20 protein-coding genes are annotated in these 19,660 nt (G+C 64.9%); 1 reads left to right on the top strand and 19 read right to left on the bottom strand.

Translation table 11 applies throughout. The features are described 5' to 3' along the window. Positions 1-115: 115 nt before the first annotated feature. From AC3WLX_RS05795 to AC3WLX_RS05835, 9 genes are all read right to left on the bottom strand, one after another. Positions 116-412: a HypC/HybG/HupF family hydrogenase formation chaperone gene (locus AC3WLX_RS05795; RefSeq protein WP_291627623.1), complete on the bottom strand. Its 297-nt coding sequence runs from the start codon at positions 410-412 to the stop codon at positions 116-118. 27 nt (positions 413-439) lie between these two features. Continuing rightward, positions 440-1,018 carry a HyaD/HybD family hydrogenase maturation endopeptidase gene (locus AC3WLX_RS05800; protein WP_291627624.1) on the bottom strand — a complete coding sequence of 193 codons (579 nt, stop codon included), beginning with the start codon at positions 1,016-1,018 and terminating at the stop codon, positions 440-442. A gap of 17 nt (positions 1,019-1,035) precedes the next feature. Continuing rightward, entirely contained in the window at positions 1,036-1,779 is a 744-nt protein-coding gene (gene cybH, locus AC3WLX_RS05805) for a Ni/Fe-hydrogenase, b-type cytochrome subunit (protein ID WP_492335054.1), read from the bottom strand. A 9-nt stretch (positions 1,780-1,788) separates the two neighbouring features. Beyond that, the gene (locus AC3WLX_RS05810; protein ID WP_291627627.1) at positions 1,789-3,579 is read right to left on the bottom strand and encodes a nickel-dependent hydrogenase large subunit; all 1,791 of its coding nucleotides are present in this window, start codon (positions 3,577-3,579) and stop codon (positions 1,789-1,791) included. A gap of 28 nt (positions 3,580-3,607) precedes the next feature. Further along, positions 3,608-4,699: a hydrogenase small subunit gene (locus tag AC3WLX_RS05815; RefSeq protein ID WP_025035354.1), complete on the bottom strand. Its 1,092-nt coding sequence runs from the start codon at positions 4,697-4,699 to the stop codon at positions 3,608-3,610. 196 nt (positions 4,700-4,895) lie between these two features. Next, a complete protein-coding gene (locus AC3WLX_RS05820; protein WP_492335055.1) occupies positions 4,896-6,335 on the bottom strand; it encodes a nickel-dependent hydrogenase large subunit in 1,440 nt (479 codons plus the stop codon). Next, complete coding sequence (locus AC3WLX_RS05825) at positions 6,332-7,348, bottom strand: NADH-quinone oxidoreductase subunit B family protein (protein WP_492335056.1); 1,017 nt, start codon at positions 7,346-7,348, stop codon at positions 6,332-6,334. The genes AC3WLX_RS05820 and AC3WLX_RS05825 overlap by 4 nt, the downstream gene beginning before the upstream one ends. A 67-nt stretch (positions 7,349-7,415) precedes the next feature. Beyond that, positions 7,416-8,735, bottom strand: a complete 1,320-nt coding sequence (locus AC3WLX_RS05830; RefSeq protein ID WP_492335057.1) for a DUF3422 domain-containing protein — start codon at positions 8,733-8,735, stop codon at positions 7,416-7,418. 76 nt (positions 8,736-8,811) lie between these two features. Further along, the gene (locus tag AC3WLX_RS05835) at positions 8,812-9,918 is read right to left on the bottom strand and encodes a HoxN/HupN/NixA family nickel/cobalt transporter (RefSeq protein WP_291621062.1); all 1,107 of its coding nucleotides are present in this window, start codon (positions 9,916-9,918) and stop codon (positions 8,812-8,814) included. 331 nt (positions 9,919-10,249) lie between these two features. Here AC3WLX_RS05835 and AC3WLX_RS05840 point away from each other — a divergent pair, with 331 nt between their 5' ends. Beyond that, positions 10,250-10,453, top strand: a complete 204-nt coding sequence (locus tag AC3WLX_RS05840; RefSeq protein ID WP_291621064.1) for a hypothetical protein — start codon at positions 10,250-10,252, stop codon at positions 10,451-10,453. Positions 10,454-10,475: 22 nt separating this feature from the next. Here AC3WLX_RS05840 and AC3WLX_RS05845 read toward each other — a convergent pair whose 3' ends face one another. The 10 genes from AC3WLX_RS05845 to AC3WLX_RS05890 form a co-directional block, all read right to left on the bottom strand. Continuing rightward, entirely contained in the window at positions 10,476-11,477 is a 1,002-nt protein-coding gene (locus AC3WLX_RS05845) for a formate dehydrogenase subunit gamma (RefSeq protein WP_291621066.1), read from the bottom strand. Between the two features lie 40 nt (positions 11,478-11,517). Continuing rightward, a complete protein-coding gene (fdh3B, locus tag AC3WLX_RS05850; RefSeq protein ID WP_131870000.1) occupies positions 11,518-12,114 on the bottom strand; it encodes a formate dehydrogenase FDH3 subunit beta in 597 nt (198 codons plus the stop codon). Positions 12,115-12,127: 13 nt separating this feature from the next. Next, positions 12,128-15,070: a formate dehydrogenase subunit alpha gene (locus tag AC3WLX_RS05855; RefSeq protein ID WP_492335058.1), complete on the bottom strand. Its 2,943-nt coding sequence runs from the start codon at positions 15,068-15,070 to the stop codon at positions 12,128-12,130. 15 nt (positions 15,071-15,085) lie between these two features. Then, positions 15,086-15,295 (bottom strand): twin-arginine translocation signal domain-containing protein, encoded by a 210-nt coding sequence (locus tag AC3WLX_RS05860; protein ID WP_291621072.1) that lies wholly within the window; start codon positions 15,293-15,295, stop codon positions 15,086-15,088. 29 nt (positions 15,296-15,324) lie between these two features. Beyond that, positions 15,325-16,104 carry a molecular chaperone TorD family protein gene (locus AC3WLX_RS05865; protein ID WP_492335059.1) on the bottom strand — a complete coding sequence of 260 codons (780 nt, stop codon included), beginning with the start codon at positions 16,102-16,104 and terminating at the stop codon, positions 15,325-15,327. Between the two features lie 130 nt (positions 16,105-16,234). After that, positions 16,235-16,858 (bottom strand): DUF3306 domain-containing protein, encoded by a 624-nt coding sequence (locus AC3WLX_RS05870; protein WP_492335060.1) that lies wholly within the window; start codon positions 16,856-16,858, stop codon positions 16,235-16,237. Then, complete coding sequence (locus AC3WLX_RS05875) at positions 16,855-17,370, bottom strand: DUF3305 domain-containing protein (RefSeq protein ID WP_492335061.1); 516 nt, start codon at positions 17,368-17,370, stop codon at positions 16,855-16,857. Before AC3WLX_RS05875 ends, AC3WLX_RS05870 begins: the two co-directional genes overlap by 4 nt. Further along, positions 17,367-18,374 (bottom strand): DUF6352 family protein, encoded by a 1,008-nt coding sequence (locus tag AC3WLX_RS05880; protein WP_492335062.1) that lies wholly within the window; start codon positions 18,372-18,374, stop codon positions 17,367-17,369. The genes AC3WLX_RS05875 and AC3WLX_RS05880 overlap by 4 nt, the downstream gene beginning before the upstream one ends. Further along, complete coding sequence (locus AC3WLX_RS05885) at positions 18,371-18,910, bottom strand: DUF6505 family protein (RefSeq protein ID WP_492335063.1); 540 nt, start codon at positions 18,908-18,910, stop codon at positions 18,371-18,373. The genes AC3WLX_RS05880 and AC3WLX_RS05885 overlap by 4 nt, the downstream gene beginning before the upstream one ends. Beyond that, positions 18,907-19,647 (bottom strand): biotin/lipoate--protein ligase family protein, encoded by a 741-nt coding sequence (locus tag AC3WLX_RS05890; RefSeq protein ID WP_492335064.1) that lies wholly within the window; start codon positions 19,645-19,647, stop codon positions 18,907-18,909. The genes AC3WLX_RS05885 and AC3WLX_RS05890 overlap by 4 nt, the downstream gene beginning before the upstream one ends. Positions 19,648-19,660: the final 13 nt, after the last annotated feature.

Here is a 19,660-nt window from a genome sequence, read left to right on the forward strand (position 1 = left end):
CTGATTTCCAGTTTTGGATGGAATTCATCTTTGCAGATAGAAAGATAGCTTCCAGGGCGGCCCGCAAGCCGGATCGCACGACGGGGTGCGGCCAACACGGCTGCAGGAGGTTCGCTTACTCGGAGCGAAGGTGCGCGGGAAGCTGCGGTTCGCGATCGATCAGATCGGCGAAGAAGCGGTCGTAATCCTCGCCGTCGAGCGCAGCGTCCAGGCCGTCTATCGCAGCAACGATCAGGCCCGCCTCGTCCACATCCAGCAGCCGGATCGCGGTATCGATAAAGACCAGCACGTGGGCGCCGACCGGCGGATTGGAGAGCAGCAGCACCGAGACGCGGCGCTGCTCGCCTCGGAATTCGCACAGCGCCGACATTCCGTCAGTCTCAATGATCCTCATCGGCAGCCCGAGGCACATCGCGCGTTCTCCACCAGGGACGGCCGGTCAGGCCGGTCGCATTTCGTAATTTGCGTGGTCGATGTCGTTGGCGAGCAACCGCTCGGATTCGGTCAACGGCATGCTGCGACGGCTCACCGTCACGTCCCACTCCGCCAGGATCCGGCAGGCGAGATCGATCGCGGGGGAAATCTGGTCGCGCACCGGCGGCGTCAGCGGCCCGCCCCAATCTTCGAGATCGAGCGGCTGGCAGCCGATCAGCACGAGATGCTGCGGGCATCGGCCGAGCAAATCGGCCGCACTGATCACTTCCTGGAACCCGGTCTGGTGCAGGCTCATCTTCTTGGCGCCGGTGAAACGCGGCACCTCGTCGTCGCGCACCAGTTTCAACTGGCCGGGCTCGAGGCCGTAGTCGATGGCGTCGAACACGATCAGGCGGTTGGCCTCTTCCAGGTAGTTCACGAGGTAGAGCCCCTGCGTGCCGCCGTCGAGGATGGTGACGTTGTCAGGCACGGCGTAGCGGCGGTGGAATTCCTCCACCACGCGTACGCCAAAGCCTTCGTCGGCCCACAGGATGTTGCCGATGCCGAGCACCAGGATGCGATCGTCTTGCGAAGATGTCGGCATCGGTCACGTTCCCGTTCTCAATCGCGGAATTGCCGCTCGCCGGAAACCATCGAGGAGATGATGCTCTGGCGCGACATGATGTCCTCGCGGATCGCGGCGTAGATGTGCACGATCACGAACACCACCAGCGCCCACATCCCCAGATGATGCCAGGTGTGCACGTCCTGGCTGTTCGGCCAAATCGCGAACACCCAGCCGAACAGCTTGTGCTGCCAGCTGTCGATGCCCATGCCTTCCGAATAGAGCGCAAAGCCGGTGACGATCATGAAGGCCACGAACAGCGTGAAGCCCGTGAACATCGCGGTCTGCGCCAGCGGGTTATGGCCGACATACATCTTCGGCTCGCGCTCCAGGAACGCGTACCAGCGGATCTCGTGCAGCACTTCCTTCCAGAATTGCTTGCGATGAACCGGGATATAGAAGATCTGCCGGGAGTGATGGTTGCCGACGAAGGCCCACAGGATCCGCGTGAGGAAGAACACAGCGAGCACTTGTCCGGCGGCAAAATGGGCGAAGCGGATGTAGCCCATGATGAAATGATCCGACGCCTCCCCCGCGACCGTCGGCAGCGGCGAACCAATGAGATAGCCTGTCACCATCAGCACGAGGATCGAGAACGCGTTGACCCAGTGGCAGATCCGCACCGGCGCTTCGTAGACATAGACGGTGGGCCGGCCCACCGCCCGTTCTCCGGACGCGTCGGCCGCGATCGCCGCGAGGTCGGGCCTGCTCTCCGAAGCAGGAGCAACTGCATCCATCATGGCGACCTCCTACCTGACCTTGACCTTGGCGAGTTCCTGGCCGTCCGGACTCATCACGTGTGTCGAACAGGCGAGGCACGGATCGAAGGAATGGATCGTGCGCAGGATCTCCAGAGGCTGCTCGGGATTGACCATCGGCGTGTTCAACAGCGATGCTTCGAACGCGCCGATGTTTCCCTTGGGGTCGCGCGGCGAGCCGTTCCAGGTGGTCGGCACCACGCACTGGTAGTTGTCGATCTTGGTGTCCTTGATCCTGATCCAGTGCGCGAGCGCGCCGCGCGGCGCTTCGGTGAAGCCGACGCCCTTGGCCTCCTTGGGCCAGCTCTCCGGCTTCCATTTGTCGACATTGGCGGTCGACGAGTCGCCAGCCTTGATGTTGGCGACGAGCTTGTCCTGGAAGTAGCGCATCTGCCGTCCCGCCCAGACCGATTCGAGCGCGCGCGCCGCGGTGCGGCCGAGCGTCGAGAACAGCGCCGAGGTCGGCAGGTTCAGGTCCTTCAGGAACTTGTCGACGGGATCCTTGAACTCGGCCTTGTTCTGGGCGTAGCCGACGACCCAGCGCGCCAGCGGCCCGACCTCCATGGCGTGGCCCTTCCAGCGCGGCGCCTTGATCCAGGAATATTTACCGCCCTCGTCGAGCTCCTCGATCGCCGTCTTGGTGCCCTTGGCTTTCGGGCCCAGCACGTAATTCGGCTCGGTCACGCCGTCCCAGGGATGCAGCCCCTTGGTCTCATCGGGATATTTGTACCAGGAGTGCACCACGAACTCCTGGATCTCGTCCGGGTTGGCGTGGTCGACCGGAAACACCTCGGACAGATTGCCGTTGATGATCGCCCCGCGCGGCAGTTTCAGGCTCTTGGCGGAATAGTCGTTGGCATGCTCCGGCACGTCGCCATAGGACAGCACGCTCTGGCCCGACAGGCCGCCGCCATAGAGCCAATCCTTGTAGAAGGACCCGATCGCCGCGACGTCCGGCAGATAGACCTGCTCGTTGAACTGGATCAGTTGATCGATGATCGAGGAGATCAGGTTCAACCGCTCCATGTTGATGGCGCCGACGGCACCGGTGCCATCGACATTGATCGGACAGGGCACGCCACCGACCAGCCAGTTCGGATGCGGGTTCTTGCCGCCGAAGATGGTGTGGATCTTGACGATCTCCTTCTGGAAATCGAGCGCCTCGAGATAATGCGCCACCGCCATCAGATTGGCCTCGGGCGGCAGCTTGTAGGCCTTGCTGCCCCAATAGCCGTTCTTGAAGGGCCCCAGCTGCCCGGATTCGACGAACTTCTTCAGGCGCGTCTGCAGGTCCTTGAAATAGCCGGGCGAGGACAGCGGCCAGCTCGAGATCGACTGCGCCAGCGTCGATGTCGCGCGCGGATCGGCCGAGAGCGCGGAAACCACGTCGACCCAATCGAGCGCATGCAGATGATAGAAGTGGACGACGTGGTCATGCACCTGCAGCGCAAGCTGCATCAGGTTGCGGATCGAGTTGGCGTTCTCGGGGATCGTGATCCCGAGCGCGTTCTCGACCGCACGGACCGACGTCAGCGCGTGCGTTCCGGTGCAGACGCCGCAGATCCGCTCGGTGAACGCCCAGGCGTCGCGCGGATCGCGGTTCTTCAGGATCACCTCGATGCCGCGCCACATCGTGCCGGTCGAGACCGCGTTGCGGATGACGTTGTCGGCGTCGACATTAACCTCGACCCGCATGTGACCTTCGATGCGGGTCACGGGATCGACGACGATGCGCTTGCCGGAATTGTCGAGATTGAAGCCGTTGGGAGTCTGGATACCCATGATTGCCCTGCCCCTGGAATTTCTACGATCAGCTGTTGTGGTCGGCGTCTTCGCGCTTCGACGCGAGCCGCTTCACCGCCGTCACCGCCGCATGCGCGGCCACCGCGGCGCCGACGGCGCCGGCCGCCACCATGCCGATCTGGTCGGCGTTCTTCTCGATGCCGAACTGCTTGATGTTGGTGAGACGGTCGTAGAACGAACCCTTGTCCCAGAAGCCGTCCTCCGAGCAGCCGATGCAGCCATGGCCCGACTGGATCGGGAAAGAGACACCGCCGTTCCAGCGCACAGTCGAGCAGGCGTTGTAGGTGGTCGGGCCCTTGCAGCCCATCTTGTAGAGGCAGTAGCCCTTGCGCGCGGCCTCGTCGTCCCACTCCTCGACGAACTGGCCGGCGTCGAAATGCGGGCGGCGGTAGCACTTGTCATGGATGCGCTGGGAGTAGAACATTTTCGGCCGGCCCTGGCGGTCGAGCTCGGGCAGCTTGCCGAACGTGGTGATGAAGGTGACGACGCCGGTCATCACCTCCGCAATCGGGGGGCATCCCGGCACCTTGATGATCGGCTTGCCCGTGATCACCTTGTCGATCGGCGTCGCCTGGGTGGGGTTGGGCTTGGCGGCCTGCACGCAGCCCCAGGAGGCGCAGGCGCCCCAGGCGATGATCGCCATCGCATCCTCGGCCATCATCTTCAGCTTCTCGACGAAGGGCTTGCCACCGTCGATGCAGAACATGCCGCCCTCGTTCAGCGGCGGGTTGCCCTCCACTGCGAGAATGTACTGGCCTTTGTGCTTGGCGCGGGTCTCCTCGAGGATGGCTTCCGCCTGATGGCCGGCAGCGGCCATGATGGTGTCATCGTAGTCGAGCGAGATCATCGACAGCACCGCATCCTTCACCAGCGGGTGCGCGGACCGGATGAAGCTCTCCGAGCAGCAGGTGCATTCGAGCCCGTGCATCCAGATGACGGGCACGCGCGGCTTTGTCTCGAGCGCATTGGCAATGCGGCTCGCCGCCAGCGGTCCGAGTCCGAGGCTGGTCGCCGTCAGGCTGCAGAATTTGTGAAAGCTTCGACGCGTGATGCCTTGCCGCCTGATCACGCTATAAAACGTCTCCGTCGCCGCGCCCATAAATCCTCCCGCCTTCGGCTTTGACTTTTCGATGACGCCAAAGACAGCAAGAAGCAGGCCAATAACTGGAGCGATTCAAAAGTAGAGAGATTCCAAAACCTTGCGCGCTACACTGCGCAACGGGGTGGGCCGCGATGGCGTTGAAAGCAGTCGAAGCGGAAATAACGCGATTTGCAGTCGACAACGAAGTTTCCGCCTAGTGCGCGGTGCAGACCATGCAGGGATCGAACGAACGCACGATGTGCTGGATCGCCACCGCGCGGGCGCCGGCATCGCCGACATCGGTGCCGACCAGCGCCTGCTCCAGCGGCCCGCCCACGTCGAAGGAATCGCGCGGCGAGAAATTCCAGGTGGTCGGTGCGATGATCTGGTAGCGCTCGATCCTGCCGTCCCGTACCGCCATCCAATGCCCGAGACTGCCGCGCGCGGCCTCGACGAGTCCGACATAGCTGCCGTTCGGGATCTCGCGCCCGTCGCGACAGAACGGCTCGGACAGCCGCAGCGCGCGCGTCCATTGCTCCATGGCCAGCGCAATCCGCGCGGTCTCGAGCAGCCGCGCGATCACGCGGTTGCGCACATTGGTCCCGCTGGCCGATACCAGGTCGGCGATCAGCGACTGTCCGGCCACGGTCTGGCGCGCGATGGCGCCGACCTCGATCGGCTGCCCGGACAGCCGCGGCGCCTTGCACCAGCTATAGCCGGTCGCCTTGTCCGGATCCGGCACCGTGGTGCTGTGGGCAGGATCTGCGGAAGACTCCCGCATCCAGGCGTGCGAGACATCCTCGGTGATCTGCGCCAGCGGCAGCGGCTCGATCGCAGCGCGCGGGCCGAACAGGCCGCGCGGAAACAGCTCGCCGTCAGGACCATGATAGGCGCCGTAGCTCATCATCAAGCCCGTGCCCTTGCCGAGTCCGGTCAGCGCGAGACTGTCCGCTAGCCGCAGGAAATGGGCAAAGTCGCCGCCGCGGCCATCGCGCCAGCGGTCGAGTTCGTCCGCGCTCGCGATCGCCAGCACGTTCTCCAGCGCATCCGCGAAGACGATCCGCTCCAGAAAGCTTCGGAACGACGTCGCGATCGAGAGCAGCCGGACCCGCTCGCCGAGATCGATGGCGCGCGTGGTGCCGCCCGGCTGGAACGCGAGACTGTGCGGCCATTTTCCGGCGATGATGCCCATGGTCTCGAGCAGCCGCGCCCGCGCCGGCAGCGCCTCGCGCGCCGCGCTGCCGCGGGTCGCGGCAAAGCGCTCGCGCGTCGCTGCGTACCAATCATGCGCGCTGTAGGTCTCGCGGGCAAAATCCGGCATGAAGAAGATATAGAAATGCGTCAGATGGTCGGCCGCGTTCTCAGCAGCATGCGCGATGTTGGTCGCGAGCAATCCGTTGGGCGCAGCCTCGATCGCCATCGCCTCGCGCAGCGCGGCGGCCGCGGCAACCGATTGCGAGACCGAACAGATGCCGCAGATCCGCGGCGCCAGCGCCAGCGCATCGAGCGGCGGCCGCCCTTCCAGGATCTGCTCGAAACCGCGGTAGAGCGGTGCCGTCACCTCGGCGCGCGCCACGCGCCCGCTCTCGACGTCGAGTCGGACTTCGAGATCGCCCTCCACACGATTGAACGGGCCGATCGTGATCCGCGTCATGGCGTCCGTTTGGCCCCGGAGCCGCCGGGCGGCACCACCACATGATCGGCGGTCGCATTCAGCCGCACCCGCCGCGGCGTCGCGGACTTCGACAATGCCGCGAGCGCGACGAACCAGGCTTTCGGCATGTCGGTGGGCAAGCCGACCGGAATGCCCGCGAGCTTGGCGGTCTGGAGAAAGTTCTGCGCGCCTTCGAAGCCGGGCGAGGTGCAGGCGATGCAGGCATAGCCGCCCTTGGTGCAGGAGCCGCCGCCGTTCCAGGAGCGCTGGTTGCAATCGCCCACGGCCTGCGTTGCCTTGCAACCGAGATGCTCCATCAGGCAGCCGCGCTCCGACATCGTCTCCGCGCTGGCCTTGAACTCGTAGAACTCGTTGCGCGAGCAGCCGTGATGGGCAAGATGGTTGGCGACGAATTTCGGCCGTCCATATCCGTCGAGATCGGTTGGGCCAAGATCCTTGCTGGTCAGTGCCAAAATCGTTTCCATCATCCAGCCCGGATGCGGCGCACAACCTGCGACGTTGATGACGGGAAGACCGAGCCGCGAGCGGAACGAGGCGCCCAGCGCGCCACCACTGTCGACCCCCTCGAATTGCAGGCCGACCGCATCGGTCGGATTCGAGCCGGCGGCCGGTACACCGCCATAGGCCGCACAGCTTCCGACCGCAATCACGTAATCGGCGCGCGGCGCAAGATCGAGCATCCAGCTGTAGACCGACCGATTGGTGCCCGCGAGCATGTTGAAACGGCCGGTGTCATTCGGCCCGCGGGCGACTGAACCCTCCAGCAGCAGCAGGTCGAGCCTCACCCTGCCGTCGAGCACGGACTGCAGGATTTCGACGGCTTCCTCGCCGGTCTCTTCGCTGACGGACGGATGCCACAGCAGGTTCACGCCGAACTGACGCAGTTCGTCGAACCAGCCGGAGGCGCCGCTCTCGAGGATCGACATGGTGCATCCGCCGCAGCTGGCGCCCTGCAGCCAGAGCACATTGGTCATTCCGTCGGATCGGCTCATCTGAAATCTCCCGGCCGCCCCAGCTTCAACCGCTCGTCCACGAAGCGCAAGGGGGTCGTTTGGCTCCTCAGTGGTGGGCGCCCGGCATTTCGTCGTGCTTCAAATGCCGCTTGCGGATATTGCGCGTGACGATCCAGATCACGGCGATGGCCACCGGCACGAAGACGGCGGTTGCCAGCGAGGGTTCGACATGCAGGCCACTATCATGGGCGCCCTTGGCGAGATAGCCGAACAGGCTGACGACGTAGTAACCGATCGCCGCCACCGACAGGCCTTCGACCGTGCTCTGGAGCCGCAATTGCAGCCGGGTGCGTTCATTCATCGAGCGCAGCAGATCGCGATTCTGCTCCTCGAGCTCGACGTCGACGCGCGTGCGCAGCAGATCGGCCGCGCGCGCGAGCTTGATCGACAGGCCGGCCTGCCGGTCTTCCATCGCCGCGCAGGTGCGCATCGCCGGTGCCATGCGGCGGTCCAGGAACGAGGACCAGGTTGGATAGCCCGCGATCTCGCCGCCCTCGATCACGGCGAGACGGGATTGCACGATATCGTAATAGGCCCGGCTGGCGCCGAACCGGAACAGGCTGCCGGCAGCACCCCGCTCCAGCGCAGCCGCCAATGCCGTCAGTTCGCCCAGGAGATGATTGTTGAGCTTGAGGTCTCCGGCGCGCTGCATCTCCTCGAGCACTTCGACGAGCCGCCTGCCGATATGATCGACGGACGGCGCGAGCTCGAGCGCGGCGGGCAGGCCGAGCAGCGCCAGCGTGCGGTAGGTCTCGATCTCCAGCACCCGCTGCACCAGGGCACCAAGACGGCCCGGCGACAGACCGTCATTGCACACGAGAACGCGGACGAAGCCGTGCTCGTCGGTGCGGAAGTCGGATGCAACGACGGCAGGTCCGCTGCGGACCGCGGCCATCGCGAGGCTGCCTCTCTCGAACAGTTGCTGGGCACGCTCCAGCGCCGCCGATGTCTGCTCGACCTCGAGCTTGACCGCGACCAGCAATTGGCCGGACTGGCCAAGCGACCGGATCAACGCGGCAGGCCCCTCGCCGATCTCACCGAACCGGCGAGGCGGCACGTCGGGGCTGCTCAGGATCCAGGTGAAGGTGCTGAACTCGGAGTGCTGCTCCCAGCGCAGCTGGATGCCGTCGATCGTCACTTGATGATGCTTGGTCGCGGCATCCGGCGGCGGCTGCCCGTGCGCCATGCAGAATGCGCCGAACCTCTCCCGGTCGGCCGCGGCGGCGGCGCCCTCGCCGAGAAATGCAAAGCGCAACACGGTGACCGGTGCCATCAACCGGGTGAATGGGCGAGCATGCACCTCGGCCAGCACCGCACCACGCAGCGGATGCATTGCAAAGCCGGCGAGATCGAGCTTACGGTTCATCGGCAGTCCCTGCTACGCTTTCGGCTCGCGGCCAGGCTTCCGGTGTGACACGATCAAACTGTTTCGTTGAGTGCCGTCAGCGCGCGGCGACGACGGGCGGGCTCAAGGGCGCCTCGGTCGCATCGGCGCATTCCAGGACTTTCGTTCCGGCAGGCTGGCGGCCGTCCGCAAGCATGCGGCGATAGAGCACGACAGAAACGAGCCAGGCGATCGCGAACAGCGCGATCACGACGAAGCCGACATTCGCCAGCGACTCGTTGAGGCCCTCGACCAGGGCCCATGCGTCGCCGGAGAGGCCAAGCCGCTCGCCGATCAGCCCGAGCGCCTCGATGCCGCCGATGAACAGCGCGACCGCGACCGAGGCACCTGTTATCGTGAGGTTGTACCAGAGCTTGCGCAGGGGATCGACGAATGCCCAGCGATAGGCGCTCACCATCAGCGCGGAATCGGCCGCGTCGACCAGCGCCATGCCCGACGCGAACAGCGCGGGAAAAACCAGGACGTCGATGAGCGAGGTTCCGCGCGCGGCTTCGCTCGCGGAGATGCTGAGCAGGCTGATCTCGGTGGCGGTATCGAAACCGAGGCCGAACAGAAAGCCGAGCGGGTACATGTGCCAGGGCTTGGTCACCAGGCGGAACATCGGGCCGAGCAGCCGCGCCAGGAAACCACGCTTGGCGAGCAGCGCGTCAAGCTTGGCGGGGTCGTGAACGCCCTCGTCCCGTGCCTCGCGAAACGTCCGCCACAAGCCGACGAAAATGACGAGATTGATCGCGGCAACCGCGAGCAGAAACAGTGCCGAGACCGAGGTGCCGACGAGGCCGCCGATCTCCTTGAGCAGGCTGTCGCCCCCAAGGCTCACGACGCCCAGTGCCAGCAGGATGGTCGCGACGACCACCACCGTGGAATGGCCGAGCGCAAAATAGAGGCCGACGCTGCGCGGTGCGCCGCCGGCCTGCATCAGCTTGCGTACGACGTTGTCGATGGCGGCGATGTGGTCGGCATCAACGGCATGCCGGAGGCCGAACACCCAGGCCAGCAGCGCGGTCGCCATCACCGTCGGCCGGTCGCCAAACAGCGCAAAGGCCCAGGCCCATGCGGCGAGATTGACGGCGACGAGACCCCCGAGCAGTGCCACCGTCCCGGGCTCGACCGCCCGCAAAGTCCGCCTCACCGCTCGTTCCATCCATCCGGTCCCACAGTATGACGTTTATCAAAGTCTCTCATACTGGCAAGAGCAAGAGCCGGACCATTTTCGCGCTCCCCCTGACGAGGCGACAGAATAGAAGCCAAATGGCTGGCCTTATGGCGGAATTCGCCTTCAACCGATCACGGCGCCGGTACGGGATGGGATGCTTCCTTGGCAAGCAGATATCCACTTGACGACGAAGTTGACGGTCGTCAGGGGAGCTCGAACCGCCTGCAAATGGAACCCCGCGCTGTGAAACGGCTCACATCGGGTTTGACGATCCGGATGTATTTATCGTGCCGGGTGGAGATGGCAGACGGAGACGCGCATGAAACTCCTCATGCTCTCGCTTATTGCAGCCATGCTTCTCGCCGGTGCGGCCAACAGCGTGTTCAGGCCGCATACAGTCTCTCGTTCCGGTCAGCCCGGCATGGTGTCCCTTCAAGACATGCAGACGGGTCAGGCTAAAAAGCTTCCCGATCAGGAGCTGCAGGATCGCTCCGTCCTGTTCATGAAAGAACCGGAGCGGTAGCCGGCACGTCCGCACCGGCGCGCTATTCGGCCGGTGCGCTTGCGGGTTGCCGTTGTCCGTCGTTCGGTCCGGTTCGCGCCATCTGCTCGTCCAGCCAGAGCCTATGGTGCTCGCGCGCCCAGTTGACGTCGACCTCGCCCGAGCCCATGGCCTCGAACGCGCCTTCCATTCCGATGGTGCCGATGTAGATGTGCCCGATCATCGCTGCGACGAACAGGACCGCCACGATGGCGTGGACGATCTGGGCCATCTGCATGCCCTCGATCCCCGTGCCGTAGAACGGGAACATCAGTGCATAGCCTGACGCTGCAACGAGACCGCCGCCGAGCACAACGATCCAGTAGATCATCTTCTGGCCGCCATTGAAGCGGTAGGCCGGCGGATGATCATGCCCGATCAGGCCGCCGCCGCGCTTGGCCCATTCGATATCCACCTTGCCGGGAATATTGCCGCCGATCCACATCAGGAAGATCAACACGACCCCCAGCGTGAATGGAAAACTCAGATAATTGTGGGCGTATTTGGCCCATTGCGACCATTCGGAGAAGGCCTCGAAACCGATCAGCGGCAAAAGCAGCTGCCGGCCAAAGGTGACGTTGAGGCCGGAGATCGCCAGGATGATGAAGCAGGTTGCCGTCATCCAGTGCACGAAACGTTCGAAACCGTTGAAGCGCACGACGGTGCGGCCCGAGCGGCCGCTCTCCAGCCGAACCATGCCGCGGGTGAGATAGAAGATCATGATCACGGCGATCATGCCGATGATGGCAACGCCGCCGATCCAGGGCAGCGTCACCATGCGGAATTCCCGCCATTCCCGCCCCTGCGGCTGCTCGAGAACGCGGGAGCGCTGATCGGGAATGCTGACACGGCCCTGGATGCGGTTGAGTTCCTGCAGGAGCTGCTGCTCCTTGACCGCGCTCGCGGTCGGATTGACCTGCTGAGCGCTCGCGGGCACCGCCGTCACCAAAAGAAGCAGCGCCCAGGCACCAAACGCCAGACGAATGAACCTTGCAAACGACGCCATTACGTCCTCCCCAGCCTTGCGCGCCCGTCGACTGCCCACGTCAGGACTCGATCGTCTCGCGATACGCGGTCTTCCAGCCCCATGCACCCGAGCCATAGCCGCGCTTCGTGACGCGCTCCTTGTAGATCTGGGCGATGATCTCACCGTCGCCCGCAAGCAAGGATTTGGTCGAGCACATTTCGGCGCACAGCGGCAGCTTGCCCTCGGCGAGCCGGTTCGCGCCGTACTTTTCGTATTCCTCCTTGCTGCCGTCGGCTTCCGGACCACCGGCGCAATAGGTGCATTTGTCCATCTTGCCGCGCGAGCCGAAGTTCCCGACCTTCGGGTATTGCGGCGCGCCGAACGGGCAGGCGTAGAAGCAATAGCCGCAGCCAATGCAGAGATCCTTGGAGTGCAGCACCACGGCATCGGCCGTGGTGTAGAAGCAGTTCACCGGGCACACGGCCGCGCAAGGCGCGTCCGTGCAATGCATGCAGGCCATCGAGATCGAGCGCTCGCCCGGCTTGCCGTCGTTGATGGTGACGACGCGCCGGCGGTTGATGCCCCAGGGCACCTCGTGCTCGTTCTTGCAGGCGGTGACGCAGGCGTTGCACTCGATGCAGCGATCGGCGTCGCAGAGAAATTTCATCCGAGCCATGTGCGTGCTCCTCTCAGGCTGCGACGATCTGACAAAGCGTGACTTTCGGCTCCTGCATGCCCGTCGCGGGATCGTAGCCGTAGCTCGTGATGGTGTTGGCGCTCTCGCCCAGCACGATCGGATCGGTGCCGGCGGGATAGTTCTTGCGCAGGTCGTTGCCGCCGAGCCAGCCACCGAAATGGAACGGCATCCAGGCGACCCCCTTGCCGACGCGCTCGGTCACCAGTGCCTTCATCCTGGCGCGAGAATTGTTCTCGGCGCCGCTCACCCAGACCCAGCCGCCGTCCTTGATGCCGCGATCGGCGGCATCGGCCGGGCTGATCTCGATGAACATGTCCTGCTGCAATTCGGCGAGCCAGGGATTGGTGCGGGTTTCCTCGCCGCCGCCTTCGTATTCGACCAGACGTCCCGAGGAAAGGATCAGCGGAAACTGCTTCGCGATCCCCTTCTCCACCGCCGCCTTCTGCACCGAGAAACCGATATTAGGCAGGCGGAACTGCTTGGCATCGGGCAGGGTCGGATATTTCTCGACGAGATCGACGCGCGGCGTGTAGATCGGCTCGCGATGCACCGGGATCGGATCCGGCAGGCCGAACGCATTCATGCGCGCCTTGCCGTTGCCGAACGGCACGCAGCCGTGCTTCAGAGCGACGCGCTGGATGCCGCCCGAGAGATCGAGGGCCCAGGACACCGCATCCGGATTGGCCGGGTTGACCCGCTGGATCGTCGCCATCTCGGCCTCGGTAAGATCCTTGTCCCAGCCGAGCTTCTTCAGGCTCGCCAGCGTGAACTCGGGATAGCCGTCCTCGATCTCCGAGCCCTTGGAGAACGATTTGTCGGCGAGCAGGCTCACCTTTCGCGTCGTGCCGTCCGGCAGCTTCTCCTCGCGTTCTATGCCGAAGCGCGGGCGGAACGCGCTGCCGCCGTCCATGACATGCAGATTGTTGTTGTAGAGCAGCGGGGAGCCGGGATGCTTCACTTCGGGCGAGCCCCAACACGGCCAGGGCAGTCCGTAATAGTCGCCGCCCACTTCCGGATCGTCCTTGGGCGCGCGCAACGTCACCAGGTCGAACTTGTGCTGGTTCTTCATGTGCGCCTTGATGCGCTCCGGCGACTGGCCGCAATAACCGGTTGACCAGCTTCCGCGGTTGATCTCGCGCAGCACGTCCTCGGGCACGGGGAGATTGTTCTCGACCTTGATGTTCTTGAACATCTTGTCGGCGAAGCCGAACTTCTTCGCCAAGAGATAGATGATCTCGAGGTCGTCCTTGGATTCGAAGATCGGCTTGACGATCTGCTCGCCCCATTGCATCGAGCGATTGGAGGCGACGCGCGATCCCGTGCATTCGAACTGCGTGGCCACCGGCAGGATATAGACGCCGTCCTTGCGCCCGGCCTCGACCGCCAGAGAGGCCCAGGTGGTCGGGTGCGGATCTGCGATCACCAGCAGCTCCAGCGCCTTCAGGCCCTTCAGCGACTCAGGGATGCGCGTGATGCTGTTGCTGGCGTGGCCCTGAACGAAGACGGCCTTGACGTTGTCCTTCTGTGCGACGTCGGCCTTCGGCAACAGCGCGGCATCGAACCAACGCGTCAGCGGGATGCCTGGGGTCTCCATCTGCTTCTTCTCGTCGAAGCGGGAGACCAGGTACTCGTAGTCGACCTCCCAGACCCGCGACCAGTGCTTCCAGGCACCTTCCGCAAGGCCGTAGTAGAACGGCAACGTCACGATATCGAGGCCGACGTCGGTTGCGCCCTGCACGTTGTCATGGCCGCGCAGGATGTTGGCGCCGGCGCCCGCCTTGCCGATGTTCCCGGTCATCAGCAGCGCGATGCAGCTCGCCCGCACATTGGCGGTGCCGACCGTGTGCTGGGTCTGGCCCATGCACCAGATGATGGTCGCGGGCTTTTGCGTGGCGAACGTCTTGGCGACGCGCTCGAGCTGCGCGGCGGGCACGCCGGTGACCCGCTCGACCTCCTGCGGATTCCACTTCTCGACCTCCTTGCGCAGGTCGTCGAAACCGTAGACGCGCTGGGCGATAAACTCCTTGTCCTCCCAGCCGTTCTTCAGGATGTGCCACATCATGCCGTAGAGCACCGGAATGTCGGTGCCGGGACGGATCCGGACATATTCGGTGGCGTGCGCCGCGGTGCGGGTCAGGCGCGGATCGAAGACGATGAAGTTCGCCTTGTTGAGCTCCTTGGATTCGAGCAAATGCTGCATGCTGACGGGATGCGCTTCCGCCGCGTTGCTGCCGATGAACAGCATCGTCTTGGAGTTGCGCATGTCGTTGATGCTGTTCGTCATCGCGCCGTAGCCCCAGGTATTGGCGACGCCGGTGACGGTGGTGGAGTGGCAGATCCGCGCCTGGTGATCGGTGTTGTTGGTGCCCCAGAACGCGCCGAGCTTGCGGAACAGATAGGCGCCTTCGTTGGTCATCTTGGCCGAGCCAAGCCAATAGACGGAGTCGCTGCCCGATTTCTCGCGAACCTGGAGCAGCTTGTCGCCGATCTCGTTGACCGCCGTGTCCCACGACACGCGCGTCCACTGCCCGTTCACCAGCTTCATCGGATAGCGCAGGCGGCGATCGCTGTGCACGAGCTCGCGCACCGATGCGCCCTTGGCGCAATGCGAGCCACGGTTGATCGGCGAATCCCAGCTCGGCTCCTGTCCGATCCAGACTCCGTTGAGCACTTCCGCCGTGACGGTGCAGCCCACCGCGCAGTGCGTACAGATGCTCTTCTTGACGACGGCGCCGGCCGTCAGCGGCCCGGCGGCGGCGGCTTCGGCCTTGCGTACGCTGCCGACCGGCATGGTCCCCAGCGCCGCGAGCGCGCCGCCGGCCAGCCCGGACTTGCGCAGGAATGTGCGGCGATCAAGTCCTCCGCCCTGAGCCGCAAGGGATTCGGCGACGGAACCGCGGCGATCGGAACGCTGATGTGTTCGCTTGATAAGCACGGGCAGCCCTCCCTCTCAGGCCGGATAGCGGTTGACGCGGTAGAACGTCTTCACGTGATCGGATTCCTTGTAACGCGCCTTGCGCTTCTCATCGTTGTTCTCGCTGTCTGCCTGCGCGGACCCGACCAGCGGCGTCGCAAGCGTCGCGCCGACACCAGCCGTGCCCAGGCCGACCTTGCGAAGGAAGTCGCGGCGTCCGACCTTTGCTTTCGTCTCGTCACTCATCGCATCTCTCCCGGACCGACCCGCGTCGATCAGCTGGCAAATGTGAATGCTTCCGTCTCGATTTCGATGAAGGTGCGGCCGAGCGCGCCGACCGCCCGATAAAAGCGGGACCCGCCTGCGCTCTCGATGTCGGCGAACAGCCGCCCCATCCACGGCGACACATGCTTTTCGAAGAAGGCACGCTGCGCCTCGAGAGAGGCATCGAAGCGGCCCTCGGCAAGACCCGACATGATCTCGCACAGGATGGCGGCGTGATCTTCGGGTTCGGAATTGTTGGCGACCCGCTCGATGCCGAGCGCCGTCAGGTCTCCGCGCAGGCGCGACAAGGGCCGTTCGTTGAGGAAGCCGGTGAGATAGTAGGAGGCATAGGGCAGCACTTCGCCGCGGCCGAGTCCGACGAACAGGTCGAAATACTCCCGCTCGACCTTCGCCACGACCGCAATCGAGGCGGCGTCGGCCAGCGCCGCATGCGCGCGCCCGAGCGGCGTTTCGTCAACGCTCAACGCAGCGAGCTGATCGAGCAGGCGCTTTGGCGGAGGCGCAGACAGCAGCATCGCGAGCAGCGCGTATTCCCGTGCACGCGCCGCGTCGATGGGATCGACGAGTTCCGCCGAACCGGCGCGCTCGCCATAGAGGTCAGGCCGAAGATCGTTCCGGGAGACGCCGGTCGCGGTTTCGACTGCAATCACCCGCTGTGGTGGCACACGGGTCCAATTCGAGACGGAAGGCTGGCTGATGCCTATTTTGCGCGCAAGTTGAGCGATGCCGCCCGCGGCATCGATCGCGCGATCAAGCCCTTCATCCCGCACGTGGACCTCCCATCCAAGTCCCGTCTGCCCGATTATCGCTTTTGTTACAAAGCAGTAGGTAACCTAATCCGGGCTCTGCCAGCGGTCAACGCCCGCCATAGCTTGTACCTATAGCCTTTGGTCGTGCTTTTCAGCGAGGCAGTGCACCACCATGGCTACGGGGCCTGATCGGCTCGGCAGATTCGGCAGACCTCTCAGTCAGCGTCGGTTGCACTGCAGCAGAGATGACCCGGTGCTCCGACTCATCCAACGGCTCAGTCGCATCTCTGGTCGCATCTAATGAGGTTGTCACATCAGCTTGAGGCAATGGGCCCGAAGCATCCCCCGTTTCGATCGCCGCCTCAGGGAGAGACTGGACCGCCTCGCGCACGCCGCCGACGATGCGATCGACCAGAGCGGCCAGCTCCTCCGAGGAGCAATCCAGCGGGCCGAAGCCCGGCATCGCGGTCGGGTCGTTGAAGTCCCATGCATTCTCCGCAAGCCCGACGAAGTCGCGAATGGCGGGATCGGTCGCCCAGGCGCGGCGAAGAGCCGCGCGGCTCAAGTCACGAGGAATCGTCTTGCCGAGGAAGGCCGTGATGTCCGTCGCAGCATTGATTTCGTCGAGCGACGGCAGACTCGACAGGTCGAACTCGGCCTCGCCTTCGCTGGCCTCGGGCGGCGGCGCGGGCTGCGCCGCGGCAGGCTTGGCGGGCTCCGCTTGCGATTCGCGTTTGCGGCGGGACCAGCGTGCAAGGAATTCCTCCTCACTCATTCCTGCCCGCCTTCATGTTCGCGCCGTGCCAACGCCTCCGGGTCGGCGCGGCGCCGCTTGCGCTTGACGAATTCCCGCTCGACATGGTGCTCGGCCACGAAGCTTTCGATCGCCTCGCGCAGCACCTCCGGCATCGGCACGGCCTCCACGAGATTGTCGGCGGCTTCGGTAAAGCCTTCGCCCTCCGCGGGGTCAGCGGTCACTGTGGTGACGGCGTAAGGCCAGGCGCCGTCCGAGGGCGACAGCACGATCCAGATGTTCGGACTGCCGGAGGCGAGATTGTCGCGATAGCGCGCCGTCTCCGATGGATAGAGATCGACGGACGCGCTTCCGGCATAGAACAGGGTCGTGCCATCCTGCTCGCGCAGCACGGTCCAGAGTCGTGTCGCCGGCTCGTCGGGCAGGACGGCTATTCCGCGCCAGATGAAATCGACCCATGGCGAATCGGCCTTGCGCCGCTCGACCACGACACCGACGGCAATCGAGAGGGTCGGCAACGCCGCAGGGCTCATGTCGCCATCTCCAAACCCTTCACCGGCAGCCCGGTCAGCAGATTCTGCGGCTTCATCCGGAGCTTCTGATCCGCCGTCATCGACAGGATCAAATAGACCGGCTCGCCTCCGACATCCTCAAGGACATGGCCCGAATCCGCAAACGTCAGCCGGAAAAGCGCGAGCACGCGGTCTGCGTCGCGCTCGCCGAGCTCGTCGCCGTGCCACAGAATGTCGCCCAGCCGCGTGGCCTCGGCATCGAGCCCGACATACCAGGTGAGCTTTTCCTCGTGCAGCGCGCGCAGCGGCTCGATCGCGACGTCGACGCCCAGCAAATGGGAAACCCAGCGCGTCATCGCCTGCGCCAGCGCAGTCGGCCCGCGACCGCCGGCCGTGAGGTCGAGGGCCATGTCGAACTGGTCGCTGCGCTGGCAATAGGCCTCGGCATTCTCCTCGCTCAACACCTCGACCACCGCATCGGTGGTGGCGCCCAGCATCGACATCAGCGAGAGCACCGGGGTCGGGCTGCGCCCGCCGACGACCTCCTCGTCGCCGAGCAACAAAGCGTGCTCATGGGGCAGGATGCGCTGGGTCCGGAAGAACAGCTCGGCGGCGCGCAGCACGAACGGGTCGTCGCAGCCATCGAGCGCATTGCGCAAGATGACGTGCACCAGCTGGTTGACGAACAGCGGCGGCAGATCGTTCGCCCCTGATCGCACCGATGCGAGATAGGCGGCTTCGAGCGTCGGATGTCGCAGCAGAAGATCGCGGAACGCCAGCACGAACTGCCAATTCTCCCGCGCATCCGCATCGACGATCCCGGCGATTTCGCCGGCGCTCACCGGCTGGCGCGGGTCGGCGAGCAATTCGCGGTGCAGGCGGCGTTCGACCGGGCACGCGTCCTCGGGCGGCATCAGCTCGGGACGGGCAAAATACGCCTTGAGAAACTCGTCGGTGACACGGAGCCCACCGCCCTCGTCGCGATCGAGCAGATGATGGCCACAGGCGATCCAGAAATCGTTCATCTGATGCTCGGCTCCCGCCCCAGATCCGCGAGCCTGAGATCGCCGTCCGGCTGGACGTCGTCCTCAATCTCCATGAACGAGAAGGCCTTGCTATGCCCCTGCCCTTCCCGGAGTTGCAGCCGGCGGAAGGACTCGCGGACTTCACCATCGCTTGATGTGCGGTGCACCGCAATCAGCGAGCTGATCGGATGGCTGCAGAGCGACTGCGCGAACGCGATCTCCTCTTCCGCGGCCGTTTGCGCTGCCGCCATGTTCGGCGCGCCGAAACGGTCGACGAGTTGCCGCGCCAGGAGATCGACCAGGCCGCGGTAATCGTCCTCGCTCGCCGGAACGATCTGCGCCAGCGTCGACCACCCCCAGGATTGCACCCCGAGGAAACCACCGCGAAACGCCGCGCGCGCCTTGCCCTCGAGTTTGGCGCCGTCGCAATCCCAGAAGCGGAAGGCGCCTGAGACGGCCCATTCGCCCGGCTCTGCGGCCACGTCGAAGACAAATGTATCGGAGGGATCGAGCGCGATGGTACGCAGGAGCTTCACAGCCGCGGTCCTCCCAGGGCGGGATCGAGCCAGGACGGCGCCGCGAGCGCCCGGACGAGGTCGCTTCGCTCGATGATATCCGTCCCGATACGGCGCGTCAGGAGATCGCCGCCATCGTCGATGCGCTGAATGGTCTGTCTTTCGCGCGGCATCCGGGTGAGATAATCGCGCGCCACGCTGTCGAAGCCGTCAACCCGCCATCCGTCCAGCGCCAGCATCAGGTGCCGGGCGAAACTCTCCGTGATCTGCGCCGCGCCCGCCTCGCCAAAGCCCTCCTGATCGAGCGCGGAGGTCAGCGGGTGGACGCCTGGATCGTCATCGTTCATGGCAACCGTCCGTATCATGGCGCCGAAGACCAGCCAGGGCGGCGGCGCGTCCTCGCCGGCTCCCGAAGGCCAGCCCAGCCGTCCGCCGCCGACCAGTCCGCCGTCGATCCTGACCGCATCCGGCCAGCCGATCGTGATCGGCTTGCTCGGCGGCGCATAGGCGCGAAGCGCGTCGGTGAGCGCAACCATACCTGCATAGAACGCGCGCCGCGCGCTGCGCAACGGCTCGGCCGGCTCGAGCACCACGGCGAACTCGGCGAGGTCGAAGCGGCCGACATAGACGAGCGTTCCGGCGCCGCTCTCCGGTGCGATGCGGCACGCATGGGCAAAAGCGTCGCCGCTCTCGCGCAATCGCACCAATGTGAACGGCGGCGGCAGGTGGATCGGTTCCGCCGCGGAAACATGGCTCACTGGAATCGACGGC

The sequence above is a fragment of the Bradyrhizobium sp. FW305-F6 genome (assembly GCF_058782905.1).